Here is a 26,085-nt window from a genome sequence, read left to right on the forward strand (position 1 = left end):
ATGCGTGCGGTGTTCGCCGGGCTGAAGCGGCGGCTTTCGCAGCGCACCGATAGCGAGCACGCACAGGCGTTCGTGCGGATCGTGCTGATCGCGCTGATCCTGGCTTATGTGCTGTTGTCATCCCCTAGCTGGGGCTTGCCAGCCGGGCAGCTGCGGCTGGTGGTGACATTGATCCTGATCGCCCAGGGCCTGTCGCTGGTGCTGATGGGCTGGTTGCTGTGGCGTCCGGCGCGTTCGGATCTGCGCCGCATTCTCGGCATGGTCGATGACTATGCGCTGATGTCCATCGCGATGAGTGCGATCGGCGAACCGATGGCCCCCATCTATGTCGTGGTGATGTGGGTCACTGTTGGCAACGGTATGCGCTATGGCAACCGCTATCTGTGGCTTGCAGTGGCCATGGCGACACTCAGTTTCGGGGTGACGCTCACGCTGAGCGACTACTGGCAGCGCAATCTGGGTCTGGGCGTTGGTCTGCTGGTGGGATTGGCGGCAATTCCGCTGTATTTCGCCAGTCTGTTGAAGCAGCTGACCGAGGCGATGGCGGAGGCACGCCGCGCCAGTGATGCCAAAAGCCGGTTCCTGGCCAATATGAGCCATGAGTTCCGCACGCCGCTCAATGGCCTGTCGGGCATGACCGAACTGCTGGCCACCACGCGGCTGGATGATGAGCAGCGCGAGTGTCTGAACACGATCCAGGCATCGGCCAGCAGCCTGCTGGCGCTGGTGGAGGAGGTGCTGGATATCTCGGCGATCGAGGCCGGCAAGCTGCGCGTGGACGCGCGCGATTTCTCTTTGGCCGAGCTGATCCAGTCCATCGGCCTGATTCTCCAGCCTCAAGCGCGTGCCAAGCAGCTGGACTACCGGGTGTTCGTGGAAACCGGCGTACCCGATGGCCTGCACGGCGACGCTGCGCACCTGCGCCAGATCCTGCTCAATCTTGCTGGCAATGCGGTGAAGTTCACCGACAGCGGCAGGGTTGAAATCCGGGTGTCGATGCGGGCGGCAGCGGGCGATCATGCACTGCGGATCCGTTTCGATGTTCTGGATACGGGTATTGGCGTGGCCCCGTCATTGCGCCCGCGCCTGTTCGAGCCGTTCGAGCAGGCGGACGTGTCCCTGGCCCGGCGCTATGAAGGGACCGGGCTGGGAACGGCCATCGCCAAGGGGTTGACGCAGACGTTGGGAGGTGAGATCGGCTACCAGGACAACCCGGGCGGCGGCAGCTGCTTCTGGGTGGAAGTGCCGCTTGTCCCGGCGCAGGCCGGGGACGTCGCGCGTGCGCCGGTCGCGTTGGATAGCCCGGAGGCCATCGCCGAGGCGTTCCCCAATGTCATCTCGTTTTCCGACCCGTTCCGGCGCCATCGGGCACGGGTTCCCAGCCTGCAGGTGCTGGTGGCCGATGACCACGAGGCCAACCGGATGGTGCTGCAGCGCATGCTGCAGAAAGCCGGTCATCGCGTGCAGTGCGTCAACGGTGCCGAGGCGGTCCTTGATCTGCTCGCCGAGTGTGAGTTCGATGTGGTGATTGTCGATCTGCACATGCCCGGCATGAGTGGTCTGGACATGCTCAGGCAGCTGCGTGTGATGCAGGCCGGTGGTGGACCGCGCACCCCGGTCGTGATCCTCAGTGCCGATGTGACCCCGGATGCGATCCAGCGCTGTACGCAGGCTGGTGCGCACACGTTCATGGCCAAGCCGGTGGTAGCGGCCAAACTGCTGGAAACCCTGGCAATCATCGCAGGTGAAGGTGACGCGCGCAGCCCGGCGACCCGCACCGTCATCGAAGCGCCGGTGACCGGCGATGACGTGTTGAACCCGGATGTGCTGGATGAGCTGGCGACGCTGGGCCTGGGCGAAGGCTTCGAGCGCGAGTTCATACGCCAGTGCATGACCGATCTTGTCACCTGCAGCGACGCGGTGGGGGCAGCCAGCGAGCAAGGTGACTGGGAGCGTATGCGCGAGCAGGCCCATGCGGTGAAGGGCGTGGCCGGCAATCTGGGTCTGACCCGGGTGGCAGCGCTGGGCGGCGAGCTGATGGCGATGGCCGACTGGCAGTTGCGCAGTGAAGGCGCACAGTGCCTGCCCCGTCTCCAGGCGGCGCTGCTGGAGGGGCGGCAGGCATTGGATGCGCGCGCGGCACGGCGCACGCACCCCCAGGGTGATGAAACCGCAGGCTGATCAGCGTGCGGTCTGCCCGCTGCGGCGGGTCTGTGCCTTGACCAGGCGGTCCATGGTGCGCAGCGACTTCTCGTCCAGTGCCAGCGCGGCCTCGACCCAGACCTTGGTGATGTCCAGCAATTCCTGGTAGCTGACCGCGTGGGAAATGCCGCGCACGGCATTCATTGCCAGACAGGAATGGGGGATGCGCTGCTGCTGGCGGATCAGGTCGTTGACCGCTTGCTCGCCTTGTCCGCGCGGTACCAGGATGTCGACCACGCCCATGGCGTGCATCTCTTCGGCCGTATAGACGCGGCCTTCCAGAATGATGCGCTCGGCCAGTTGCGGCGATACCCGGCGGCTGAGGAAGTTGTAGGCGCCCATGCCCGGGAACAGCCCGAACAGCACTTCCGGCAGGCCCATGCCGACACCTTCCTCGGCCACGATGGTGTGGCACGACAGGGCCATCTCCAGCCCGCCACCGAGCGCGTCACCCTGCAGCAGGGCGATGGTGCGGAAGTCGCCATTGAGGCCACGGTCGAAACGGTGGACGCCATCGATGCAGCTGCGGGCGTAGCGCAGCAGGCCCTCGGCATCACGGGCCCGGATCAAGGCTGAGAACACATCCAGATCGCCGCCGAGGTTGAAGGCATCGGCATCGGAAGCAAGTACCAGGTGCTGCAGCCGGCGCGGCTCCCCCGGCTGCTTGGCGCTGATGCTGTCCAGGAAGGCGTGCATGTCCGTCATCAGGGGCTTGCGGAAACACGGGCGTACGCCCGGTGCGGCATCGGCGTGCATGTGCAGCCAATGCACGCTGCGGGTGGCATCGCTGCGGGTGCGGACGGTGGCGTAGGAGGGGGTTGCAGGCAGCAGTTCGATCAGGCTCATGGCTTGGTCCTTTGCAAAGGCCCGCTGAAGGGGACGTGGGCGGCGGGCGAAACGCTGGCACGTGGCGATGCTACACGGGCTTTGACAACCGTAAATGCGAAGGGCCCCTCCGTTTCCGGAGAGGCCCTGTCCTGTTCGCTCGATTTCGCCTGGTTCAGGTGCTCGCTGGCGCATCCCGCAATTCGCGGCGCAGGATCTTGCCGACGTTGGTCTTGGGCAGCTCCTTGCGGAACTCGACGATGCGCGGATGCTTGTAGCCGGTCAGGTTGGCGCGGGCGAATTCCTTGACCTGTTCCTCGGTCAGGTTCGGATCCTTCTTGACGATGACCACTTTCACCGCTTCGCCGGACTTCTCGTTGGGCACGCCGACTGCAGCAACCTCCAGCACCCCGGGCATCATGGCGATCACGTCCTCGATCTCGTTCGGATACACGTTGAAGCCGGAGACCAGGATCATGTCCTTCTTGCGATCGACGATATAGAAGAAGCCCTTCTCGTCCATGCGAGCCATGTCACCGGTATGCAGCCAGCCATCGGCATCGATGGCCTGGTCGGTTTCATCCTGGCGATGCCAGTAGCCCTTCATCACCTGCGGGCCGCGAATGCACAGTTCGCCCACTTCGCCGACCTGAACCTGCTGGCCGTCGTCGTTCTTCACGCAGGCGTCGGTGGAGGGGATCGGCAGGCCGATCGAGCCGTTGTATTCCTTCAGATCCAGCGGGTTGATACAGGCGGCCGGCGAGGTCTCGGTCAGGCCGTAGGCCTCGATCAGCGTCACCCCGGTGGTCTTCTTCCAGCGTTCAGCGACCGAACGCTGCACGGCCATGCCGCCGCCGAGCGTGACCTTGAGGCCGGAGAAGTCGACCTCGTCAAACCCGGGGGTGTTGAGCAGGCCGTTGAACAGCGTGTTGACGCCGGTGATGGCGGTGAAGCGGTTGTTCTTGAGCTCTTTGACGAAGCCCTTCATGTCGCGCGGGTTGGTGATCAGGTAGTTCAGCGCGCCGATCTTCATGAAAACCAGGCCGTTCGCCGTCAATGCGAAGATATGGTAGAGGGGCAGCGCGGTGATGATCACTTCCTTGCCCGGCTCCACGCCGGAGCCGCTGATCCATGCCGAGGCCTGCTGCATGTTCGCCACCAGATTGCGGTGGGTGAGCATGGCGCCCTTGGCCACGCCCGTGGTGCCGCCGGTGTACTGCAGGAATGCGATGTCGTCGTGGTCGATGTCCACGGCCGGCAGCCGGTGGCGTTTGCCCAGCGCCAGCGCCTCCTTGAAGCGGATCGCGCCGTGCAGGCGGTAATCCGGGACCATCTTTTTCACGTACTTCAGCACGAAGTTGACTATCGCGCCCTTCGGGAAGCCGAGCAGGTCGCCCAGCCCGGTGGTGATCACCTGCTTGACCGGTGTATCGGCGATCACCTGCTGCACGGTGTCGCCAAAATTGTCCACCACCACCAGCGCCACCACACCGGCGTCGACCAGCTGGTGCTTCAGTTCGCGCGGGGTGTAGAGCGGATTGACGTTCACCACGGTAAGACCGGCGCGCAGGATGCCGAAAGTGGCAATCGGATACTGCAGGCAGTTGGGCATCATCACCGCGACGCGATCACCTTTCTTGAGCTGCAGCTCGCCCAGCAGATAGGCCGCGAACTGGCTGACCAGCGCATCGGTTTCGCCGTAGGTCAGCGTCTTGCCGAAGTTGGAGTAGGCAGGGCGATCACGGAACTTGGCCACAGACGTATCGAATACTGCCGCAACGGAGCGGAACTCGTTGACGTCGATCTCGGCCGGTACACCAGCCGGGTAACTTTGCAGCCAGGGACGTTCCTGATTCATCTTCCCCTCCAGGAAATGGATGTGGTCTAGTTGGACATCGACCGGCCGTCAGCGACACGGGCCGTTGTCGGCAGCATACCGTCCAGAATGGAAAAGGCGAAGGGAGATATGGCCCGAACGGCCCCGAATTACCTGCTTTGTGTCTTGATTTTGCTTTTACTGGCCGCCTGCAAGGCGGCGCCTCCCGAGCAGCGGCTGCGCCAGACGGTTGCCGCAATGCAGGAAGCGGTGGAGCGGGGGGCGCCTGGGGACTTCATGGCGTCCGTTTCGGCCGACTTCGTCGGCAACGAGGGTCTGGACCGCGCAGGGCTGGAGCGGCTGCTCAAGGCACAGCTGCTGCTGAACCACCGGGTGACGGTGCAGACCGGCCCGGTCACGGTGGCGATGGGCGACGACATGCGCACTGCCACGGTGCGTTTCACGGTGCTGATGGTCGGTGGCAGCGGGCGGTTCCTGCCCGAGCGCGGCGAAATGCAGGAGGTGGTCAGCGGCTGGCGCGATGAGGATGGCCGCTGGCAGGTGTATAGCGCTTCGTGGAAGAGGGCAGGTGAGCCGGAGCTTTAAGCCGGGCCGCACCGTGTCGCCCCAGGCCTCATCAGCGCCTGGGCAGGAAGCGCCCGGTCAAGGGCGCTTCCTGCCAAGATCAGGCCGCTTTCTTCGCGGCCAGCTGGCGTAGCACGTATTGCAGCAGACCGCCGTTGCGGAAGTACTCCACCTCCTTGGGCGTCAACAGCAGCACGTTGGCAGTGAACGTGCTGGTACTGCCGTCGGCCCTGGTCGCGGTGACCGTCGCGGTCTTGGCCTTGCCGTCGTCCAGCCCGGTCACATCGAACACCTCCGAGCCATCCAGGCCCAGACTCTGTGCGTTCTGGCCGTCACGGAACTGCAGCGGCAGCACGCCCATGCCGACCAGGTTGGAGCGGTGGATGCGCTCGAAGCTCTCGGCGATCACCGCCTTGACACCCAGCAGGTTGGTGCCCTTGGCCGCCCAGTCGCGCGAGGAGCCGGTGCCGTATTCCTTGCCGGCCAGCACCACCAGCGGCACGCCATCGGCTTTGTACTTCATCGCCGCATCGTAGATCGCCAGTTTCTCGCCGCTCTGGCTGCCCGGGGCGTAATACAGGGTGTTGCCGCCTTCCTCGCCGCCAAACATCAGGTTCTTGATGCGGATGTTGGCGAAGGTGCCGCGGACCATCACATCGTCGTTGCCGCGGCGGCTGCCGTAGCTGTTGAAGTCCACCGGCTGCACGCCGCGCGACTGCAGGAAGCGGCCGGCTGGCGAGTCCTTCTTGATGTTGCCGGCCGGGGAGATGTGGTCGGTGGTGATCGAATCGCCGAACAGGCCCAGCACGCGCGCGCCGTGGATGTCGGCGATGTTGCCGACCTGCATGGTCATGCCATCGAAGTAGGGCGGGTTCTTGATATAGGTGGAGTCCGAATTCCACTGATAGGCCTGGCCTTCCGGCGAGGCGATCTGCGCCCAGCGGCTGTCGCCCTTGAACACGTCGGCGTAGTTCTGCTTGAACATCTCCGGGCCGACGGTGGCGGCGATGGTGTCGCCGATTTCCTTGTTGCTGGGCCAGATGTCGCGCAGGTACACGTCCTTGCCGTCGCTGCCCTTGCCCAGTGGCTGGGTGGTCAGGTCGATGTTGACCGTGCCGGCGATGGCATAGGCGACCACCAGCGGCGGCGAGGCCAGATAGTTGGCCTTCACTTCCGGATGCACGCGGCCTTCAAAGTTGCGGTTGCCCGACAGCACCGAGGCCACCACCAGCTCGTTCTGGCCGATGCCCACGGATACCGCTTCGGGCAGTGGGCCGGAGTTGCCGATGCAGGTGGTGCAGCCATAGCCGACCACGTAGAAGCCGAGTTTCTCCAGATCGGCCAGAACGCCCGCCTTTTCAAGATAGTCGGTGACCACCCGTGAGCCGGGTCCGAGCGAGGTCTTCACCCATGGCTTGGCCTTCAGGCCCAGGCGCGCGGCATTGCGGGCCAGCAGCCCGGCACCGAGCATCACCGCCGGATTGGAGGTGTTGGTGCACGAGGTGATCGCGGCGATCACCACCGAGCCGTCGCACAGCTCGGCGTCCTCATCGTTGATGCGGATCTTCGAGATGGGTTTGGCAGCCAGGTGGGTGGCCTGCGGCTGGGCGCCGCCTTCCTCCTTGAAGTCTTCCACCGCGCAACCGACCCTGGGTTTGCGGTGGGCGATCAGGCCCTTGAGCGCTTCGGCGAAATTGCTGTGCACGTCCTCCAGCAGTACGCGATCCTGCGGACGCTTGGGCCCGGCCAGCGATGGCTTCACCTCGGCCATGTCCAGTTCCAAGGTGGCGCTGTACTGCGCAGGCGCGCTGCCGGCGTCATGCCACAGCCCCTGCGCTTTGGCGTAGGTCTCCACCAGGGCGATCTGTGCCTCGCTGCGGCCGGACAGGCGCAGGTAATTCAACGATTCGGCATCGATCGGGAAAATGCCGCAGGTGGCGCCGTACTCCGGCGCCATGTTGGCGATGGTGGCGCGATCGGCCAGCGGCAGGTGCTGCAGGCCGTCGCCGTAGAACTCGACGAACTTGCCGACCACGCCAAACTTGCGCAGCATCTGGGTAACGGTCAGCACCAGGTCGGTGGCGGTGGCGCCTTCGGGCAGTTTGCCGGTCAGTTTGAAGCCCACCACCTGCGGGATCAGCATCGACGAGGGCTGGCCGAGCATCGCCGCCTCGGCTTCGATGCCGCCCACGCCCCAGCCCAGCACGCCGATGCCGTTGATCATGGTGGTGTGCGAATCGGTGCCGAACACGGTGTCCGGGAATGCCCAGCGGGTGCCGTCGATCTCGCGCTCCATCACCACGCGGGCCAGGTTCTCCAGATTCACCTGGTGGACGATGCCGGTGTTGGGGGGCACCACCTTGAAGTTCTCGAAGGCCTTCTGACCCCAGCGCAGGAAGCTGTAGCGCTCGCGGTTGCGCTCGAATTCGATCTTGCCGTTGAGGTCCAGCGCATCCGGACGGCCGAACACGTCCACCTGCACCGAATGGTCGATGACCAGCTCGGAGGGGATCAGCGGGTTGATCTGCTCGGCGTTGCCGCCCAGCCGGGTCACCGCATCGCGCATGGCGGCAAGGTCGACCACGCATGGCACGCCGGTGAAGTCCTGCAGCACCACACGCGCTGGCATGAAGGCGATTTCGGTGTCCGGTTCCGCCGTCGGCTTCCATGTCGCCACCGCTTCGATGTGCTCCGGCCCTACGGTCTGGCCGCCGTCCTCGTGCCTGAGCAGGTTCTCCAGCAGGATCTTCATCGAATAGGGCAGGTGGGAGATGTCGAACTTCCGGCCGAGCGTGGGCAGGCTGCAGTAGGTGTAACGCTGACCGCCAACCTCCAGCTCGCTGCGGGTGGAGAATGAGTCGTTCATAGGGCTTGCTCCTTGTTGCATGCAGATGGCTTGCCGCGGCAGGGCCGCGCGGGCGTTCCGGGCCGGCGCCCGGTGATGTGAATGCGTACCCGAGTATGGCCGAAGCCGGATTGGGTGGGCGCTGCCAGCCGCCGCAGTCTAGGCAGGGCCATGTTGCGGCCATGTAACGGCGCCCAGCGCGACATCCGGCCGCAACGGACCGGGACGGTAGCGGGTCGATTGGGGTATGCCGGTCAAGGTATGTATAATTCATGCATACTTTGCTGGAGGTCCCATGGAAGCCACCGTAGCTGAACGCGGGCAGATCACCCTGCCCAAGGCGGTACGCGATGCACTGGGCCTGACCAAGGGCACCCAGTTGAAGGTCGAGCTGGACGGCAGCCGCATCATCCTGCGCAAAAGCGTGGACGACGCCATTTCCCGCGCGCGTGGCAAGTTCGCGCTGGACGGATTTGAATCGGCCGAGCAGGCGGTGCGCACCGTCCGCGACGAGACGGACGGCGCATGATCGCCGTCGACTCCCCGGTCCTGATCGAACTGCTCAGCGACGGCCCGCGTGCCGACGCGGTGGAGGCCTGCCTGCGGCAGGCGCTGGTCGGTGGCCGGGTGGTCATCTGCGGGACAACCCTCGCCGAGATCTGCGCCTCGTTGCGTGGCGGTGCCGAGGTGCAGGAAGCGCTGGAGGAAATGGGCGTCCATTTCAACGCGCTGGAAGCCAAATCCGCGCTGCGCGCCGGCGAGATGCACCGCCGCCACCGGCAGCGCAGCGGCGATACCCGCCGCATCGACGATTTCATGGTCGGTGCCCATGCCCTGTTGCAGTGCGACGGGCTGATCACCTGGAACGACACGTTTTACCGCGATTACTTCAAGGGCTTGAAGCTGATCGTGCCGCAAGCCTGATCCCATCCATTCTCAAACCGTACCCCCGGGAGTTGTCATGTTGGAAGCCTACCGCCACCACGTAGCCGAGCGCGCCGCGCTTGGCATCCCGCCGCTGCCGCTGACCGCACAGCAGACGGCCGACGTCATCGAGCTGCTGAAGAACCCGCCCGCCGGCGAGGCCGAGTTCCTGCTGGACCTGATCACCCACCGCGTGCCGGCCGGCGTCGATGATGCCGCCAAGGTCAAGGCCTCGTACCTGGCCGCCGTTGCCTTCGGCACCGAGACCAATGCGCTGATCAGCCGTGCGCGCGCCACCGAACTGCTGGGCACCATGCTTGGCGGTTACAACGTCGCGCCGCTGATCCAGCTGCTGGACGATGCCGAAGTCGGCGCCATTGCCGCCAATGCGCTCAAGCACACCCTGCTGGTGTTCGATGCGTTCCATGACGTGCAGGAAAAGGCAAAGACCGGCAACGCCAACGCCCAGTCCGTGCTGCAGAGCTGGGCCGATGCCGAGTGGTTCACTTCCAAGCCGGAAGTGCCGCAGAGCCTGACCATCACCGTGTTCAAGGTGCCGGGCGAAACCAACACCGACGACCTGTCGCCGGCACCGGACGCCACCACCCGCCCGGACATTCCGCTGCACGCGCTGGCGATGCTGAAGAACAAGCGTCCCGACGCGCCGTTCGTGCCCGAGGAAGACGGCAAGCGCGGCCCGATCCAGGAAATCCTGTCGCTGAAGGAAAAGGGCAACCTGGTCGCCTACGTCGGCGACGTGGTCGGCACCGGTTCCAGCCGCAAGTCCGCCACCAACTCGGTGCTGTGGTTCACCGGTGAAGACATCCCCTTCATCCCGAACAAGCGCTTCGGCGGCGTGTGCCTGGGTTCGAAGATCGCCCCGATCTTCTACAACACCATGGAAGACGCCGGCGCGCTGCCGATCGAGCTGGACGTGTCGCAGATGAACCACGGTGATGTGGTCGAGCTGCGTCCGTACGACGGCAAGGCGCTGAAGAACGGCGAAGTCATCGCCGAGTTCCAGGTCAAGAGCGACGTGCTGTTTGACGAAGTGCGCGCCGGTGGCCGTATTCCGCTGATCATCGGCCGCGGCCTGACCGCCAAGGCGCGTGAAGCGCTGGGCCTGCCGGTCACCGACCTGTTCCGCCAGCCGACCGCACCGGTCGATACCGGCAAGGGCTTCAGCCTGGCGCAGAAGATGGTCGGCCGCGCCTGCGGTCTACCGGAAGGCCAGGGCGTGCGTCCGGGTGCCTACTGCGAACCGAAGATGACCACCGTCGGCTCGCAGGACACCACCGGCCCGATGACCCGTGACGAACTGAAGGACCTGGCCTGCCTGGGCTTCTCGGCCGATCTGGTGATGCAGTCGTTCTGCCACACCGCCGCCTATCCGAAGCCGGTGGACGTGAAGACCCACCACACCCTGCCGGAGTTCATCTCCACCCGTGGCGGCGTCTCGCTGCGTCCGGGCGACGGCATCATCCACTCGTGGTTGAACCGCATGCTGCTGCCCGACACCGTCGGCACCGGTGGCGACTCGCACACCCGTTTCCCGATCGGCATCTCGTTCCCGGCCGGTTCCGGCCTGGTCGCGTTCGCCGCCGCCACCGGTGTGATGCCGCTGGATATGCCCGAGTCGGTGCTGGTCCGCTTCAAGGGCAAGATGCAGCCGGGCGTGACCCTGCGTGATCTGGTCCACGCCATCCCGCTGTACGCGATCAAGCAGGGCCTGCTGACCGTTGCCAAGCAGGGCAAGAAGAACATCTTCTCCGGCCGCATCCTGGAAATCGAAGGCCTGTCGGACCTGAAGATCGAGCAGGCGTTCGAGCTGGCTGACGCCTCGGCCGAGCGTTCGGCCGCCGGTTGCGCGGTCAAGCTGGACAAGGCTCCGATCATCGAATACCTGACCAGCAACATCACCCTGCTGAAGTGGATGATTGCCGAAGGCTATGCCGATGCCCGCACCCTGGCGCGCCGCATCGAGAAGATGGAAGCCTGGCTGGCCGACCCGCAGCTGCTGGAAGCCGATGCCGATGCCGAGTACGCCGCGGTCATCGAGATCGACCTGGCCGAAATCGTCGAGCCGATCGTCTGCTGCCCGAACGATCCGGACGATGCCAAGACCCTGTCGGACGTGGCCGGCGCGCAGATCGACGAAGTGTTCATCGGTTCGTGCATGACCAACATCGGCCACTTCCGTGCCGCGGCCAAGCTGCTGGAAGGCAAGCGCGACATCCCGACCCGTCTGTGGATCGCTCCGCCGACCAAGATGGATGCCGCCGAACTGACCAAGGAAGGCCACTACGGCACCTTCGGCGCCGCCGGTGCCCGCATGGAAATGCCGGGCTGCTCGCTGTGCATGGGCAACCAGGCGCAGATCCGTGAAGGCTCCACGGCGATGTCGACCTCGACCCGCAACTTCCCGAACCGCCTGGGTCGCAACACCAACGTGTACCTGGGTTCGGCCGAGCTGGCCGCGATCTGCTCGCGTCTGGGTCGCATCCCGACCCGTGAGGAGTACATGGAAGCGGCCGGTGTGCTGGCCGGTGCCGGCGATTCGATCTACCGCTACATGAACTTCGACCAGATCCAGGAATACCAGGATGTGGCCGACACCGTCACCTCCTGACACTGACGGTTGAGCAACAGAAGAAAGCCCGGCGATCGCCGGGCTTCCTTTGTTGTGGCTGCGCCGAAAGAGGCGGTATCAGGCCGCTGGCAGGGCGCCTCGGTGGTGTTCCAGCCACGACTCCAGTGCCGGTGCCGGCAGGGCGGGTGAGAACAGGAAGCCCTGCAGCAGGTCGCAACCGTGCGCGGCCAGGAACTGGCGCTGGCACTCGGTTTCTACCCCTTCGGCGACCACCAGTTTGTTCAGGTTCTCGCCGATGCGCAGGATCGACACGATCAGCGAGCGGGCGGTTTCACTGTGTTCGATGTCCTGCACGAAGCTGCGATCGAGCTTGAGCTCGCTGATTGGCAGGCGGTGCAGGTGGCTGAGGCTGGAATAGCCGGTACCGAAATCGTCCAGCGACAGGCAGAAACCCAATGCGTGCAGCGCATCCAGGTTGCGCAGGACGCGCGCATGCGCCGAGAGCATCACGCTTTCGGTCATTTCCAGCACCAGGTCGCCCGCCCCCAGGTGGTATTCCTGCAGCAGCCCGCGCAGCTGGTCCGGCAGCGTGGCGTTGTCGAAATTGCTCGCCGACAGGTTCACCGAGATCCGTGGAACCGGTACGCCACGTTGCCGCCAGTGGCCCAGGTCATCGCAGGCCTGTCGCAGCACCCACAGGCTGAGCTCGTCCATCAGCCCGCATTCCTCGGCCATCGGAATGAACCGGGCCGGCGAGACACTGCCCATATGCGGATGTTCCCAGCGCAGCAGGGCTTCCACGCCGGAGAGCTGCTGGGTACGGCTGCACAGTTGCGGCTGGTAATGCAGCGTGAGCTGGTCACCGCGCAGGGCCTCGCGCAGGGCGGCCTCCATCACCACCCGTTCCTGTGCGACGCGGTTCATGTCCAGGCTGAAGAAACGGAAGCCCGAGCCGCCCTCGTCCTTGGCGCGATACATCGCCAGATCGGCGTGGCGGAGCAGGGTGTCGATGTCGCGACCATCCACCGGATACATCGCTACGCCGATGCTGGCACTGGCGTTGACGGTGATCTGGCCCACGTTCAGTGGCGCGGCGATGGCGCCGAGCAGGCGCTCGCAGATGGCCGCGGTCTGCACCGCACTGCAGCCGGGTACCAGGAGCAGAAATTCATCACCGACCTGCCGGCCGAACAGGGCGGAGGTGCCGACGACGCCGGCCATGCGCTGGGCCACGTCCCGCAGCAGACCATCGCCGGCGGAATGGCCCTGGCTTTCGTTGATGCGCTTGAACCGGTCCAGACCGATGAACAGCGCTGCGACCTGTTGCCCGTTCTGTTCGCAACTGGCGAGCAATTGCTCGGCGCGGGCGGTGAACATCATCCGGTTGGGCAGGCCGGTCAGCGCATCGTAGAACGCCAGCTGGTGTACCCGCGCGCGGGTGTGTTCGCGTTCGAGCGCGAGCGCGCACAGATGCAGGCTCAGTTCGACCAGCGCGCGGTGCCAGGGAGCAGGCTCGCGCGCTTCAAGGTAGTGGAAAGCCAGCGTGCCCAGCACCTGCCCGCTGCTGGAACGGATCGGGTTGGCCCAACAGGCGCGCAAACCGGAGGACAGCAGTTCGCCGGCATGCGCGGCGCACAGGGGATCGGTGGCGATATCGGCGACGATGAGCGGACGGTTGCGCCACGCTGCGACACCGCAGATGCCGCCGCCGACGCCGACCGGTTGCCCATTGAGATAGTCGACCAGCGCCGTGGGGAGGCTGGGTGCGGCGATGATCCGCAACATGTGGTTTGCATCGATCTGGCTGACCGAGGCACGCAGATCGGGTGCCACACGTTCTATCTCGCGGCAGATCAGGCTCATCGTCTCGGCCAGCGAGACTTCGCGCACCAGCGCATCGAGCACTTTGTTCTGCAGCACTTCGTGGGTCTTGGCCGCGGTGATGTCGGTCAGGACATTGATGAAGCAATCGACCGTTCCATCGGCAGCCGGTACCGGTGTGGCGACCACCGACACCCACAGCGGGCTGCCATCACGGCGATAGCCCAGCACATCGGCACGATGCGGCTTTCCGGCAAGGTGATGTGCCCCCAGCTGGCGGATCGTCTCCGCATCGGTGTGTGTGCCCAACAGCAGATGCTGCGGTTGGCGGCCGCAAGCCTCTTCGCGGGTATAGCCGAACATGCGGAAGAAACCGTCGTTGCTGTACTGGATGACGGCATTGCGGTCACACAGCAGGATCGCATTGGCGCTGTGGTCCAGCGCCAGTGCCAGCTGGCGTGCATCCACGGTGGGCGTGGATGGAGCGTTTGAAGCAGGCGTCACTTCCCGCATTGCTGCCATGCGTTCTTCCGTAGGTTGAGTGGAGCTGCTGCGTTGCCGGCCATGGCGTAGGGTGGGGACTGTCAGGACTGGGAAAGCGTGACCAGCCGGCTGGCGATCTGCTCCAGCGGCAGCATCTCCTCCGCTGCGCCCAGACGTACCGCGCTGCCGGGCATCCCCCAGACAACGCTGGTGGCCTCATCCTGCACAAGTGTGGGTGCGCCGGCCTGTTTCAGCTCCAGCAGCCCCCGCGCGCCATCGTCGCCCATCCCCGTAAGAATCGCGCCGATGGCATTGGCACCTGCGGCCAGCGCGACGGAGCGGAACAGGACATCGACTGCCGGTTTATGCCGGTTGACCGGAGCGGAATCATCGATCCGGCAGCGCCAGCGCGCACCGTCGCGGATGATGCGCAGATGCCGTCCGCCCGGTGGAAGATAGGCGTGGCCCGGCAGGATGGCTTCGCCGTCGGTCGCTTCGCGCACCGACATGGCCGAATGCCGGTCCAGGCGTTCGGCGAAGGCCCTGCTGAAACTGGCGGGAATATGCTGTGTTATCACTATCGCCGGTGCGTCGGCAGGCATGCCTTCAAGCACCACCCGCAGCGCTTCGGTTCCACCGGCCGAGGCGCCGATTGCGATCAGCCGGTCGGTGGTGCGAAAACGGGTGGGCGCCGGGACAGTGCTTTGTGCGGACAGGCGACGGTTTCCGGGGTGCGCACCGATTGCCCGCACGCGCGAACGCGCCGCCGCTCTTACCTTTTCGCACAGCTCGTCCGCGTAGCTTTCCAGTCCGCGCGCGACGTCGAGTTTGGGCTTGGCGATGAAATCCACGGCACCCAGCGCCAGCGCCTGCAGGGTGGTGTCGGCACCACGCTCGGTCAGCGAGGAAACCATCACCACCGGCAGCGGATGCAGCCGCATCAGGTTTTCCAGAAATGCCAGTCCATCCATGCGCGGCATTTCCACATCCAGGGTCAACACGTCCGGATTCAGGCGCTTGATCTTCTCGCGGGCGAGCAGCGGGTCGGCGGCGGTGCCGACCACTTCAATGCCAGGATCGCGTGCGAGGATTTCCGACAGGAGCTGGCGCACCAGCGCCGAGTCGTCGACGATCAACACGCGGCAGGGAGGCTGCAGCGTCATTCGAACAACTCCACGCCACCACTGACCGGCGTGCGCGAGAGCTGCGCGCGGACGGCCGATTCGGTTGCGGCAACGGCGGCGGCATCATCATGGGCATGTGGCAGACGTTGCACCACCACCCGGCCGGTGATGGGAAAGAACCAGATCTTGCGCGGATGGATGCCGCACAGATCCTCGGCGATGACCGGAATCTTCTCGGCCAGCAGGTACTGGCGGACGAACTCGGCATTGCGGGTGCCCACCGGGTTGCTGGTGAATCCCTTGAGCACGTTGGCGCCGCCGAAGACCTTGGCTTCCAGCCGCTTGCGGTTGGCGCCGCGCTTGAGCAGATCGTTGATCAGCAGTTCCATCGCATAGCTGCCGTAGCGCGCAGGAGCTCCGTCGCTTACGGTGCCGTCGGGCAGCAGGAAGTGGTTCATGCCGCCAATACCGAGAATGGGATCGCGGATGCAGGCGGCCACGCACGAACCCAGCGTCGTCGTCAGTGCGGTGTCGTCATCGACCACCAGGTATTGGGTAGGCAGCAGTTTGGCGGCAATCGTCTGGAAACGACTGTCGCGGTAGCGCATCACGCCGTCGTCGTGGCGGGTGCTGGACTTCATGCACGGGTTCCTTTCGCGCGCCGGTACAGGGTGCGACCGCACGGCTGGATCAGATCCGCGGCGTGCAGGTAGTTCTCCGAGTGGCCGGTGTACAGCAATCCATCTTCGGCAAGATGCGGCACCAGTCGCGACAGGATCGCCCGCTGCGTCGGCTTGTCGAAATAGATCATCACGTTGCGACAGAACAGCGCCTCGAACGGTCCGCCCACGTCATAGCGCGGGGTCAGCAGATTCAGGGGGCGGAAATCGATCAGTGCGCGCAGCGCCGGCACCACCCGGCATTTGCCTTCATGGGGACCGGTGCCCCGCTGGAAGTAGCGCTTCTTCACTGCAGGCTCCAGCGCGGCGATACGCTCGATCGGATACACGCCCTGCGCGGCGGTCGCCAGCACCTGCGTGTCCACATCCGTTGCGAGGATGCGCACCGGCGGCGTCAGGCTGCCGAACGCCTCGCAGGCGGTGATGGCGATCGAATAGGGTTCCTCACCGGTGGACGCCGCACAGGACCAGATATTCAAGGGTGCGTGAGCGGCGCGTTCGCGCAGCTCGTCGTGCAAACGCTCGAAGTGATGCGGTTCGCGGAAGAACGAGGTGAGGTTGGTGGTCAGTGCGTTGGTGAACGCCTGCCACTCGTCGCCACCGTCCTGTTCGAGCTTGTCCAGATAGTCCTTGAAGTCCCGCAGGCCCAATACGCGCAGACGGCGGGACAGGCGGCCGTACACCATGTCGCGCTTTGCCGGTGCCAGCGCGATGCCGGCCCGCTGGTGGATCAGTTCGCACACGCGACGGAAATCCCGGTCGTCGAACTCGAAATCCCGGCCGGCGCTGGGGGAGTGAAGTGTCGTCATGATCCGGCGTCAGCTGGCCAGTGCGAGGGTGTGGGTGGCGTTCATCCGCGCGGATGGGCCGGCCTCTGCCGTCAAGCGGAATGCGGACACCGCCTCGTCCAGCAGCAGCGCCTGTTCCTCCATCGAGCGCGCGGCGGCGGTGGCTTCCTCCACCAGGGCGGCGTTCTGCTGGGTGGTTTCATCCATCTGCACCACGGTCTGGTTGACCTGCTCGATACCGGCGGACTGTTCCTGCGAGGCGGCGGAGATCTCGGCCATGATGTCGGTCACGCGCTGCACGCTGCTGACAATCTCGCCCATGGTGGCGCCGGCCTGGTGCACCAGCGTCGAGCCTTCGGACACCTTCTCGACGGAATCATCGATCAGCCCCTTGATCTCCTTGGCGGCACCGGCCGAGCGTTGTGCCAGGGTGCGCACTTCACTGGCGACCACGGCGAAACCGCGGCCCTGCTCGCCGGCCCGCGCCGCCTCCACCGCGGCGTTGAGCGCCAGGATGTTGGTCTGGAAGGCGATGCCGTCGATCACCGAGATGATGTCGGCGATGCGCCTGGAGGAGGTCTCGATCCCGCTCATCGTGGTCACCACCTGATGAACCACCTGGCCCCCCTGCGAGGCGACCGACGCGGCGCCGATGGCGAGCTGGTTGGCCTGGCGGGCGTGCTCGGCGTTCTGGCGCACCGTGGAGGTCAGTTCCTCCATCGAAGCGGCGGTTTCTTCCAGATTGGCGGCCTGCTGCTCGGTGCGCTGCGACAGGTCCTGGTTGCCGGTGGCGATCTCCGAGGCGGCCAGGTTGATGCTGGACGCGGCGTTCTGGATGCGGCCGACAATGCCTGCGAGCTGGTCGACGGTGGCATTGGCATCGTCACGTATCCGGGCGAACACGCCATTGAACTTGCCGTCCATGCGTACGGTCAGGTCGCCCTGGGCGATGGCGCGCAGCAGATCCGATATCCGGGTCAGATTGTGGTCGCTGACCTGCATCATGGCGTTGAGGCTTTCCACCATTTCGCGGAAGTCATGTTCGAAGCGGCTTTCGTCGCCACGCTGGCTGAAGTCGCCGGCGGCGGCCGCGCTACCCAGGCGCTTGATCTCGCCATTGATGGCGGCCAGGTTCTGCTTGATCGTCGCCATGGTTTCGGTGATGACACGCTTCTGGCCCGGCAGCAGCGGCATGTCCGGACTCAGGTCGCCAATGGCGTAGCGCTGGGCGATGGCGATGACCTGCATGTTCACGTCGATATGGCTTGCGACCAGCGTGTTGGTCTCGGCGACCATCACCCCGTAGCTGCCCGGGAAGGCACTGGCGTCGATGCGGTGGCCGATGGCGCCGGCATCGTGCTGGCGGGCCATTTCATTCTGGGCATCGATCACCGCGCGCAACTGGTCCTGCATGCGCCGCATGCTGTCTAGCAGCTGGCCAGTCTCATCGCGGGTGGCTGCGGCAATGGTGTTGTCCATGCGGCCCTGGGCGATGGCGTTGGCAACAGCGGTGGCGTTGCGCAGGGGCAGCACGATACGGTTGCCGATGATCCAGCTCAGCGCCACGACCAGCAGCACCAGAAAACCACCCGCCACGGTCATGATCGCGGTGAACCTCAGTGCCTGCGACTGCACATCGTCCATGTACACACCGCTGGAAACGATCCAGTTCCACGGCTTGTACATGCCGGCGTAGGCGAGTTTTTCCACCGGCTCTTCGTGACCGGGTTTGGCCCATGTGTAGCCGACATAGCCACCGCCGCGTTTGGCCGCCTCCACCTGTTCGAAGTAGACGGCCACCCCGTCCTCGCTGCGGAAGTCCTTCATCGGCTTGCCGAGCAGATCCTTGCGGAAAGGATGCATCAGGACCGTGTAATCGGTGGAATAGATGTTGAAGTAGTTGACGTCGCCATCCGAGCGCATGGCCTGCACTGCGGCGATGGCCTGCTCCTGCGCGTCGGCCAGTGGCACGCTGCCGTTCTCGGCGAGCTGGGCATAGTGGTCCAGCACGCCGTAGCTCAGCTCCACCTGCGTGCGCAGCGTGTCCTTGCGTGTTTCATACAGGTCCACGTACTGCATGCGTGCGGCGATCACCGACAGGGCAATGACGCCCAGTACGATCAGTACGGTGAGCAGGTTCAGCTTGCCGCGTACGGAGATGTTGCTGATGTAACTCGACCAGAGACGATAGATATTCATTGACAGGAGGTTGTGGGCAGCAGGGCGTAAGCGGGATACCTGTGTATCGGCGCTGTCAAGGAAAAGTTGAGCGTCATCAAAGCAAAACCCCGGCGTTTGCCGGGGTTTTGGGTGGATCAGAACTCCTGCCAGTCCGAGTCGGCCAGTTCGGCCACTGCGGTTCTGGGGCTGGCGCTGCGGCGCCGTGGCGTGGGTTCCGGGGCAGGGGCCGGCTTGCGCGGCACAGGTTGGGCAGCGGCGATGGTGGACGGCGCGCGGGTCTCCAGCTGGCTTTCCTCCAGCTGGAACACCGACACCACGTCGGCCAGGTGGCCGGCCTGTTCTTCCATCGAGCGTGCCGCAGCGGTGGCTTCTTCCACCAGCGCAGCGTTCTGCTGGGTGGTTTCATCCATCTGCACGACGGTCTGGTTGACCTGCTCGATGCCGGCCGACTGCTCCTGCGAAGCGGCGGAGATCTCGGCCATGATATCGGTCACGCGCTGTACCGAGGCCACGATCTCGCCCATGGTGGAGCCGGCCTTGCGCACCAGAGCCGAACCATCGGAAACCTTGCTTACCGATTCGTCGATCAGCGTCTTGATTTCCTTGGCCGCAGCGGCCGAACGCTGTGCCAGCGTACGCACTTCCGACGCCACGACCGCAAAGCCGCGACCCTGCTCACCGGCACGTGCAGCTTCCACCGCCGCGTTCAGGGCCAGGATATTGGTCTGGAACGCGATGCCGTCGATGACCGAGAGGATCTCGGCGATCTTCTTCGAGGACTGCTCGATCTGGCTCATGGTGGTCACCACCTGGCCGACCACCTCACCGCCTTGCGAGGCGACCGATGCCGCACCGATGGCCAACTGGTTGGCCTGACGGGCCGACTCGGCGTTCTGGCGTACCGTGGAGGTCAGTTCCTCCATCGAGGCGGCGGTTTCTTCCAGATTGGCGGCCTGCTGCTCGGTACGCTGGGACAGGTCGTTGTTGCCGCTGGCAATCTCGGTGGCCGCCGAGTTGATCGAGGCCGACGACTGCTTGATGCGGCTGACGATACCTGACAGCTGCTCGGTGGTGGCATTGGCGTCGTCACGCATGGTGGCGAACACACCCTGGAAATCGCCATGCATGCGAACAGTCAGATCGCCTTGCGACAGGCCCGACAACAAGCTGGAAATCTGCTCCAGGCTGCTGGCGTTGGCATCGAGCAGGCTGTTCAACTGGCTGGCCAGCTGCAGGAAGAAGCCGTCCTTGTCGGTGGTGCCGATACGGCCACTCAGGTCGCCGGCGGCCGCCGCTTCGATCACGCTGGCCACTTCCTTTTCCACCATGGCTTCGGTGGTGCGGTCACGCCACTCCACGACATGACCCACGGCGACGCCATCATTGTCGCGGATGACCGAGACGGTCTGGGCGAAATGGGCATTGCCGAAAGTGAGGTCGCGTTTGATGACACCGGTCTTGTCGAGTGTGCCCAGGACATTGCTGCTGATTTCACCGCCGGGTTCCAGCTCGGTGACGAGCTTGCCCATCAGCGGCGTGGCGGTGTTGTAGTGCGGCAACGCATGGGAAAGGTCTTCCACATAGCGGTCCATGGTTTCCTGCACCGCACGGTTGGCATAGACGATTTCCAGCTTCGGGTTGGTCAGATAGACGCCGGTCGAGGAATAGTCCAGCGCGGTGCGGATGCGCAGGTTCTCATTGGCGATGATCTGATCACGTTCGATCCGTTCGCGCAGGTCGCGTTGCATGCGCTGCATGGCACGCAGCAGGTCGCCGACTTCGTCTGCGCGCCGGGTATCGATAATGCCGTCGAGTTTGCCGTTGGCGATTTCATCGGCGGCGTTCACCGCACTGCGCATCGAGCCGACCAGCGAGCGGGCGAACAGCCACGCCAGCAGCAGGCCGGCACCGATGCCGATCACGACGGTGGCCATGGTCATCGCCGTCGAGGACGTATAGGTGGCGGCGGCTTGCTCACTGGCTGCCTGGGCACTGGCATTCGAGTCGTTTGACAGTGCTCCCAGCGAGGCGGTGGTTTTACGGTGCAGGAGACGCGTATCGCTGACGAAGGTGTCGACGGCATCGTCCGGCAGATCCAGATCCAGCAATTCGGTCACCGAGTCGTAGGACGCTTTGGTGGCGTTCCAGTCGGTGACAAAGGTGTCGAACAGCTTGCGCCGTTCCGGCGTGTCGATCTGTTTGGAATAGCTGGCGATGGTTTCGTCGATCTGTCCGCGCAGCTCGGTGGCGCGGGTTTTTGCATCGGCTTTCACATCGTCACTGGCGCGGACTAGGCCCTGATAGAAAGCGTTGCGGTACTCGCCGACCTTGCTGGACAACTCACCGATGGTGCGCAGGCCAGTCATGCGCCTTTCAACCAGATCGGTGGTGACGTTGTCCAGTGAATTAAGGCCGCGATAGGCGACGATGCCCTGGACCAGCATCAAGAGCAGGACGATGCCGAAGGTGAGCATCAGCTTCGGCATCAATTTGAGGGATTGGATCCACTGCATGAGTGTGAGATCTCCGGTGACAAACGCTGCCGAGGTGGCAGAAAGGCGATGCCGCCAGCCATCGGCATGATGGCTGGCGGGATATGCGGTTTACTTGATGTTTGCCAGCTTCAAGCCCGATGGTGCGGTGACCTCGATCTCGGCGCGTGAGGCGTCGCGCTGGATCTTGCCGATCACGCAGACGGTCTTGCCTTCCAGCGATTCCAGCGGGAAACCAAATTTCCCGCGGTTGGCACCGGCGATGCGGGCGGAGAAGGTGTGGCGCGGGAACGCGCCGCCCATGTGCAGGAACGTCGGCTGGCCTTCGGAACCTTCCGCGTAGCGGGCTTTTTCCACTTTTCCGCAGACCATGCCGTCCTTGCCGGCAAAGCGCGCGGCGTTTTCCGGCGGAATCATCTCCGCGGTGTCGGCGGCGGCATTGAACGAGGCGGTGGCCAGAACAGCAGCCGTGAGCAGCGGGGTCAGATGCTTGTACATCGGTATCTCCGGGATGGCGTGTTGGGGTTCCGCGGGGAGGCGGACATGATGTCGCTATCGGCCGCGAGAGCCGGTGCTTGAGGGATGTGCTTGGAAATGCGATGCAATTCGCAGTTTCAGGCGGACGCTTCTTCCAGGGCGGTGGTCTGGCCGAGGTCGGTGATGTCCAGCAGGGTCTCGATATCCAGCAGGATCAGCATCTTGTCGTCGTGCGTACCGATGCCGGAAATGACCCGTGTGTCGACGGCAGCGCCGAACTCGGGGGTCGGGCGGATCTGGTCGCCGGTCAGCGGAATCACGTCCGAGACGCTGTCCACCACGATGCCGACCACCCGGTCTTCGACGTTGAGCACTATCATCACGGTGAAGGCGTCGTAGCGGGCCTCGTCCAGGCGCAGTTTCAGGCGCAGGTCGATCACCGGGACGATGGTGCCGCGCAGATTGATCACGCCTTTGATGTAGTGGGGGGCATCGGGCACGCGCGTGACCGAATCGTAGCCGCGGATTTCCTGCACTTTCAGGATATCCACGCCGTAGTGCTCGTTGCCGAGAGTGAAGCTGAGGTATTCACCGCCAGTGCTGGCGGCGAGCGTGCGGGTGTCGTTCATGGCGGTTCCTGGTCTTGGCGTCGAGCCGGTGCGGAGCTGGGTACAGCTCCGGTATCGGCGTTTGCCGCCAGGACTTTAGGTCCCGCGCCTCAGAAGTCGCCGTTCAGGCGGGCCTTGCGCTCGCGGTCCACGCGGAAGATGTAGCGCTGGATCATCGCGTCGGCGCCGCGCGGCAGGTCATCAAAGCGCAGTCCGACGCGCAGCTGCTCGCTGCCGTTGGGCTGTTTCTGCAGCCGCTGGTTGCATACGATCAGTGTGACGGGAATGGGCGGCGTGTCGGGCAGCCGGAGTTCGCAGCCGCGATAGCGCTGCTGCAGTTGCAGTGGCACGGTGTCCGCGGGGAACAGCAGGGCGATGCCACCGGCGCTGATATCGACCACCCGCCAGGCGCGTGGTTCCTCATCGCCGGTGATGGGCAGGGTGCAGTGCGGGGAATCGCCAATTGGCGTTTCCAGCCGATAGAAGTCGCGGCGCTGCAGGTGGTGGATCTCGTCCGGTACCTCGACGCGGAACGCGGTCCGGCCGTGCTCCTCGATGCGTTCCAGCTGTGGCAGACGGAAGCGCACGGTGACCTTGTCCACCAGGGCGAAGCACAGCAGGTAGCCCGCATTGGCGGCATCGCGGTTGACTGCCGCCAGCGGGCTGCCGTCGAGCAGCAGGGTGTCGCCGTCCAGCTCCAGCACGGCTGTCGGGAATCCGTTCTCGCGCCCCTCCGGGTGGGCCGTCACCGTGGCGCGCTGGTCGATCAGGGCCTGCAGCAGGAGCTGGATCTGGCGCGGATTGCGGACAATGTATTTGTCGTCGGCATAGAGATTGCCGTCGAAGGAGGGAGTGCTGGCGGTGGTCTGTACAAGCTCGGACATGATCGGGAAGCAAGTAGGCCAAGGGCTGCAGGAGACGCTATCTATAGCGCCAAACTGTGATATCGGCCACTTTTCCCATTGCTTTAGCCCGGTCCGTAACGCGTCCCGGGCCGATCTGCGGCCGTGGAGGTGCCGGGGCACCTCCACGACGGTGCATCAGAACTCGCTCCAGTCCTGGCCGCTTGTGATCGCAGAACGAGGCGCTGATGGGGCTTTCGCGCGCAGCACCGGCCGTGCGCGTGCCGCATCGCTCGGTATTTTGCTCGCAACCTTGGCGACCTTTGCCACGGGAGCTGGCACGGTCGTTGACAGCTGGAACAGCGCAACGGCCTTGCTGAGTGCGTTGGCCTGATCTTCCATCGCGCGGGCGGCGGCGGTGGCTTCTTCCACCAGCGCGGCGTTCTGCTGGGTGGTCTCGTCCATCTGTACCACGGTCTGGTTGACCTGCTCGATGCCGGCCGACTGCTCCTGCGAGGCGGACGAGATCTCGGCCATGATGTCGGTCACACGCTGAACGCTGCCGACGATCTCGTCCATGGTGGCGCCGGCCTGGCGCACCAGTGCGGAGCCTTCGGACACCTTTTCCACGGAGTCGTCGATCAGGCTTTTGATCTCCTTGGCCGCTGCGGCCGAGCGCTGGGCCAAACCACGTACTTCTGAGGCCACCACGGCAAAGCCGCGACCCTGTTCGCCCGCGCGAGCGGCTTCGACCGCGGCGTTCAGTGCCAGGATATTGGTCTGGAAGGCGATGCCGTCGATCACCGAGATGATGTCGGCGATCCTCTTCGACGACTGTTCGATCGCCGTCATGGTGGTGACTACCTGGGTAACCACCTTGCCTCCTTGCGAGGCGACACCATGGGCGCCGATGGCCAACTGGTTGGCCTGACGTGCGTGTTCGGCATTCTGGCGGACGGTGGAGGTCAGCTCCTCCATCGAGGCGGCGGTTTCTTCCAGATTGGCGGCCTGCTGCTCGGTGCGCTGCGACAGATCCTGGTTGCCGCTAGCGATTTCATGGGCGGCAAGATTGATGCCCGATGCTGCGCCCTGGATATCGCCGATGATCGTGGTCAGCTGCGCGATGGTGGTGTTGGCATCGTCACGGATCTGCGCGAACACGCCATGGAAGTCGCCGTGCATGCGCTGGGTCAGATCGCCGCTGGACAACGCTGTCAGTACCCTCGAGACCTGGCCGATGCTGCCGTTGAAGGTTTCCAGCAAGCCATTGAGCTGATCTGAAAGCTGCAGCAGGAACCCTTCCTTGCCTTCCAGTCCGATGCGTTTTGACAGGTCGCCGCGCGCGGCGGCTTCCACGATGTGGCTGACTTCCCGTTCGACCCGAACCTCCTCGGTCCGGTCGGCCCACTCCACGACAAAGCCGAGCAGGGTGCCTTCGGCGTCGCGGACCGGGTTGATGATCTGTCGCAGCACGTGGTCGCCGAGCGAGATCTGTCCACGGTGGGTGCCACGCAGCTCACCCAGTACGTGCCGTTGATGTGCTGGCTTCTTGTGGAAGCTGTCGATATTGGCGCCGATGAGTGTTGTGGTGTTGAATGCAGGCAGGTCGCGGCGGATATCGTGTTCGGCCTTTTCCAGCATCTGGAACAGTGACCGGTTGGCATAGAGGATGTTGAGGTCCGCATCGGAGATCATGATGTTGGTGGTGACATCATCCAGTGCGGTACGGATGCGCAGGTTCTCGGTGGCCAACGCCTGGTCGCGCTCATTGCGCGAGCGCAGCTGCACAACCATGTGGCCGATGTCGGCATGGATCCGCCCAATCTCGTCACACGCTTCAGGCAGGGGACGCACTGAAAGATCGCCTTCGGCAACTGCGCGAACGGCCCTGGATGCGGCGGACAGCGGACCAAGTATCGAGCGGGCGATATACAGGCACGGCAGCAGGGCGGAAAGCATGACCAGCGTGCAGGCAATAATCAGCGCACGGGTGAAGCTCCAGGCGCGGGCTTCAATATCATCGGTGTATTCACCGCTGCCGATGATCCAGCCCCAGCGTTTGTGCAGGCCGACATAGGAGATTTTCTGCACGGCGGCATCGGTGCCGGGCTTGGGCCAGGTGTAATCGAGGAAGCCACCGCCGCTGACGCGGCCCAGACGGGCCATCTCAACGAAGATCTTTTTGCCATCGGCACTTGTCGAGTTGCTGAGGTCTGTGCCGTTCAGTGCCTTCTGGTGGGGGTGCATCAGCATGGTGGGATGCAGGTCATTGACCCAGACGTAATCGCTGCCGTTGGCGCTGCGCAGCGATTCAAGTGCGGACAGGGCCAGGTGCTGCGCTTGGTCTTCACTCAGCTCGCCTGCTTCGGCGCGGTCAGCGTAACGGTTTGCCAACGCCAGCGCCGCTTCCACCCGGGTATGCAGTGTGTTGCGCTCGTTCTGGATCAGCTCGGAGTGGTTGCGCTGTGCGGTGACAACGCACAGCGTGACGATGCCGACAGCCAGTACCGCGAGCATCAGCATGAACTTCTTTTTCAAAGGTAGATTGCGGAACGCACGGAGCAACAGACTTGACTTCATGGCGGATGCACTTGAGTCGAAAGAAGGGGCGGCGGGGAACGTTGGTTCCTCGCGGAACGCTCCCCAGCGCCCTGATATCGGCAGGGCGCCGGGTTTCTGCAGTGATATCCACCGTGCTGGCGTTCTGCGCGCGGTTCTCAGCCACTTTCTTACGCGAGGTTCCTGTCCTGGCTGATCCGGTTGGAGCAAGGCTGGCTGCTGCGGGGTCAGTTCCTTGTTGGT

The 26,085-nt window shown here is 64.5% G+C and carries 18 protein-coding genes; 5 read left to right on the top strand and 13 right to left on the bottom strand.

Annotation, left to right across the window (positions count from 1 at the left end; translation table 11 throughout):
• Positions 1 to 2,181, top strand: coding sequence for a response regulator (locus ARC78_RS13345; protein WP_054656737.1), 2,181 nt, complete (start codon positions 1 to 3; stop codon positions 2,179 to 2,181).
• Here ARC78_RS13345 and ARC78_RS13350 read toward each other — a convergent pair whose 3' ends face one another.
• Together ARC78_RS13350 and rpfB are read right to left on the bottom strand one after the other, a co-directional pair.
• A complete protein-coding gene (locus ARC78_RS13350) occupies positions 2,182 to 3,048 on the bottom strand; it encodes a crotonase/enoyl-CoA hydratase family protein (RefSeq protein ID WP_054656738.1) in 867 nt (288 codons plus the stop codon).
• 154 nt (positions 3,049 to 3,202) lie between these two features.
• Complete coding sequence (rpfB, locus tag ARC78_RS13355; protein WP_057506478.1) at positions 3,203 to 4,885, bottom strand: fatty acyl-CoA ligase RpfB; 1,683 nt, start codon at positions 4,883 to 4,885, stop codon at positions 3,203 to 3,205.
• An 87-nt stretch (positions 4,886 to 4,972) separates the two neighbouring features.
• Between rpfB and ARC78_RS13360 the strand changes: the two genes are divergently transcribed.
• Entirely contained in the window at positions 4,973 to 5,449 is a 477-nt protein-coding gene (locus ARC78_RS13360) for a Cif family virulence factor (RefSeq protein ID WP_241772746.1), read from the top strand.
• Between the two features lie 79 nt (positions 5,450 to 5,528).
• Here the strand turns inward: ARC78_RS13360 and acnA are convergent, their stop codons facing one another.
• The gene (gene acnA, locus ARC78_RS13365; RefSeq protein ID WP_054656739.1) at positions 5,529 to 8,294 is read right to left on the bottom strand and encodes an aconitate hydratase AcnA; all 2,766 of its coding nucleotides are present in this window, start codon (positions 8,292 to 8,294) and stop codon (positions 5,529 to 5,531) included.
• A gap of 274 nt (positions 8,295 to 8,568) precedes the next feature.
• Here acnA and ARC78_RS13370 point away from each other — a divergent pair, with 274 nt between their 5' ends.
• The 3 genes from ARC78_RS13370 to acnB are packed head-to-tail and all read left to right on the top strand — an operon-like array spanning position 8,569 to position 11,826.
• Positions 8,569 to 8,802 carry an AbrB/MazE/SpoVT family DNA-binding domain-containing protein gene (locus tag ARC78_RS13370; protein ID WP_054656740.1) on the top strand — a complete coding sequence of 78 codons (234 nt, stop codon included), beginning with the start codon at positions 8,569 to 8,571 and terminating at the stop codon, positions 8,800 to 8,802.
• Positions 8,799 to 9,197 carry a type II toxin-antitoxin system VapC family toxin gene (locus ARC78_RS13375; protein WP_054656741.1) on the top strand — a complete coding sequence of 133 codons (399 nt, stop codon included), beginning with the start codon at positions 8,799 to 8,801 and terminating at the stop codon, positions 9,195 to 9,197. The genes ARC78_RS13370 and ARC78_RS13375 overlap by 4 nt, the downstream gene beginning before the upstream one ends.
• Positions 9,198 to 9,234: 37 nt before the next feature.
• Positions 9,235 to 11,826: a bifunctional aconitate hydratase 2/2-methylisocitrate dehydratase gene (gene acnB, locus ARC78_RS13380; RefSeq protein WP_054656742.1), complete on the top strand. Its 2,592-nt coding sequence runs from the start codon at positions 9,235 to 9,237 to the stop codon at positions 11,824 to 11,826.
• Positions 11,827 to 11,904: 78 nt separating this feature from the next.
• Here the strand turns inward: acnB and ARC78_RS13385 are convergent, their stop codons facing one another.
• The 10 genes from ARC78_RS13385 to ARC78_RS17045 all read right to left on the bottom strand — a co-directional run bounded on the left by ARC78_RS13385 (position 11,905) and on the right by ARC78_RS17045 (position 26,052).
• On the bottom strand, positions 11,905 to 14,130 hold the full coding sequence (locus ARC78_RS13385) for a sensor domain-containing protein (RefSeq protein WP_241772747.1): 2,226 nt from the start codon (positions 14,128 to 14,130) through the stop codon (positions 11,905 to 11,907).
• Between the two features lie 62 nt (positions 14,131 to 14,192).
• A complete protein-coding gene (locus tag ARC78_RS13390) occupies positions 14,193 to 15,254 on the bottom strand; it encodes a protein-glutamate methylesterase/protein-glutamine glutaminase (RefSeq protein WP_054656743.1) in 1,062 nt (353 codons plus the stop codon).
• On the bottom strand, positions 15,251 to 15,856 hold the full coding sequence (gene cheD / locus ARC78_RS13395; RefSeq protein WP_057506480.1) for a chemoreceptor glutamine deamidase CheD: 606 nt from the start codon (positions 15,854 to 15,856) through the stop codon (positions 15,251 to 15,253). Before cheD ends, ARC78_RS13390 begins: the two co-directional genes overlap by 4 nt.
• Positions 15,853 to 16,704: a CheR family methyltransferase gene (locus tag ARC78_RS13400; RefSeq protein WP_057506481.1), complete on the bottom strand. Its 852-nt coding sequence runs from the start codon at positions 16,702 to 16,704 to the stop codon at positions 15,853 to 15,855. Before ARC78_RS13400 ends, cheD begins: the two co-directional genes overlap by 4 nt.
• Before the next feature lie 9 nt (positions 16,705 to 16,713).
• The gene (locus tag ARC78_RS13405; protein ID WP_054656744.1) at positions 16,714 to 18,882 is read right to left on the bottom strand and encodes a methyl-accepting chemotaxis protein; all 2,169 of its coding nucleotides are present in this window, start codon (positions 18,880 to 18,882) and stop codon (positions 16,714 to 16,716) included.
• Between the two features lie 116 nt (positions 18,883 to 18,998).
• Positions 18,999 to 21,377: a methyl-accepting chemotaxis protein gene (locus ARC78_RS13410; protein WP_057506482.1), complete on the bottom strand. Its 2,379-nt coding sequence runs from the start codon at positions 21,375 to 21,377 to the stop codon at positions 18,999 to 19,001.
• 90 nt (positions 21,378 to 21,467) lie between these two features.
• Complete coding sequence (locus tag ARC78_RS13415) at positions 21,468 to 21,854, bottom strand: hypothetical protein (RefSeq protein WP_054656745.1); 387 nt, start codon at positions 21,852 to 21,854, stop codon at positions 21,468 to 21,470.
• A 116-nt stretch (positions 21,855 to 21,970) separates the two neighbouring features.
• Positions 21,971 to 22,462, bottom strand: coding sequence for a chemotaxis protein CheW (locus ARC78_RS13420; protein WP_054656746.1), 492 nt, complete (start codon positions 22,460 to 22,462; stop codon positions 21,971 to 21,973).
• Between the two features lie 89 nt (positions 22,463 to 22,551).
• Entirely contained in the window at positions 22,552 to 23,325 is a 774-nt protein-coding gene (locus tag ARC78_RS13425) for a flagellar brake protein (protein WP_054656747.1), read from the bottom strand.
• A 156-nt stretch (positions 23,326 to 23,481) separates the two neighbouring features.
• A complete protein-coding gene (locus ARC78_RS17045; protein ID WP_145974347.1) occupies positions 23,482 to 26,052 on the bottom strand; it encodes a methyl-accepting chemotaxis protein in 2,571 nt (856 codons plus the stop codon).
• Between the last annotated feature and the right edge of the window lie 33 nt (positions 26,053 to 26,085).

Source organism: Stenotrophomonas pictorum JCM 9942, from assembly GCF_001431585.1.
Lineage (GTDB): Bacteria > Pseudomonadota > Gammaproteobacteria > Xanthomonadales > Xanthomonadaceae > Stenotrophomonas > Stenotrophomonas pictorum.

Coding starts and splice junctions, on each gene's coding strand:
- ARC78_RS13345 (WP_054656737.1), top strand. CDS start 1: ATGCGTGCGGTGTTCGCCGGGCTGAAGCGGCGGCTTTCGCAGCGCACC.
- ARC78_RS13350 (WP_054656738.1), bottom strand. CDS start 3,048: ATGAGCCTGATCGAACTGCTGCCTGCAACCCCCTCCTACGCCACCGTC.
- rpfB (WP_057506478.1), bottom strand. CDS start 4,885: ATGAATCAGGAACGTCCCTGGCTGCAAAGTTACCCGGCTGGTGTACCG.
- ARC78_RS13360 (WP_241772746.1), top strand. CDS start 4,973: ATGGAAAAGGCGAAGGGAGATATGGCCCGAACGGCCCCGAATTACCTG.
- acnA (WP_054656739.1), bottom strand. CDS start 8,294: ATGAACGACTCATTCTCCACCCGCAGCGAGCTGGAGGTTGGCGGTCAG.
- ARC78_RS13370 (WP_054656740.1), top strand. CDS start 8,569: ATGGAAGCCACCGTAGCTGAACGCGGGCAGATCACCCTGCCCAAGGCG.
- ARC78_RS13375 (WP_054656741.1), top strand. CDS start 8,799: ATGATCGCCGTCGACTCCCCGGTCCTGATCGAACTGCTCAGCGACGGC.
- acnB (WP_054656742.1), top strand. CDS start 9,235: ATGTTGGAAGCCTACCGCCACCACGTAGCCGAGCGCGCCGCGCTTGGC.
- ARC78_RS13385 (WP_241772747.1), bottom strand. CDS start 14,130: ATGGCAGCAATGCGGGAAGTGACGCCTGCTTCAAACGCTCCATCCACG.
- ARC78_RS13390 (WP_054656743.1), bottom strand. CDS start 15,254: ATGACGCTGCAGCCTCCCTGCCGCGTGTTGATCGTCGACGACTCGGCG.
- cheD (WP_057506480.1), bottom strand. CDS start 15,856: ATGAAGTCCAGCACCCGCCACGACGACGGCGTGATGCGCTACCGCGAC.
- ARC78_RS13400 (WP_057506481.1), bottom strand. CDS start 16,704: ATGACGACACTTCACTCCCCCAGCGCCGGCCGGGATTTCGAGTTCGAC.
- ARC78_RS13405 (WP_054656744.1), bottom strand. CDS start 18,882: ATGAATATCTATCGTCTCTGGTCGAGTTACATCAGCAACATCTCCGTA.
- ARC78_RS13410 (WP_057506482.1), bottom strand. CDS start 21,377: ATGCAGTGGATCCAATCCCTCAAATTGATGCCGAAGCTGATGCTCACC.
- ARC78_RS13415 (WP_054656745.1), bottom strand. CDS start 21,854: ATGTACAAGCATCTGACCCCGCTGCTCACGGCTGCTGTTCTGGCCACC.
- ARC78_RS13420 (WP_054656746.1), bottom strand. CDS start 22,462: ATGAACGACACCCGCACGCTCGCCGCCAGCACTGGCGGTGAATACCTC.
- ARC78_RS13425 (WP_054656747.1), bottom strand. CDS start 23,325: ATGTCCGAGCTTGTACAGACCACCGCCAGCACTCCCTCCTTCGACGGC.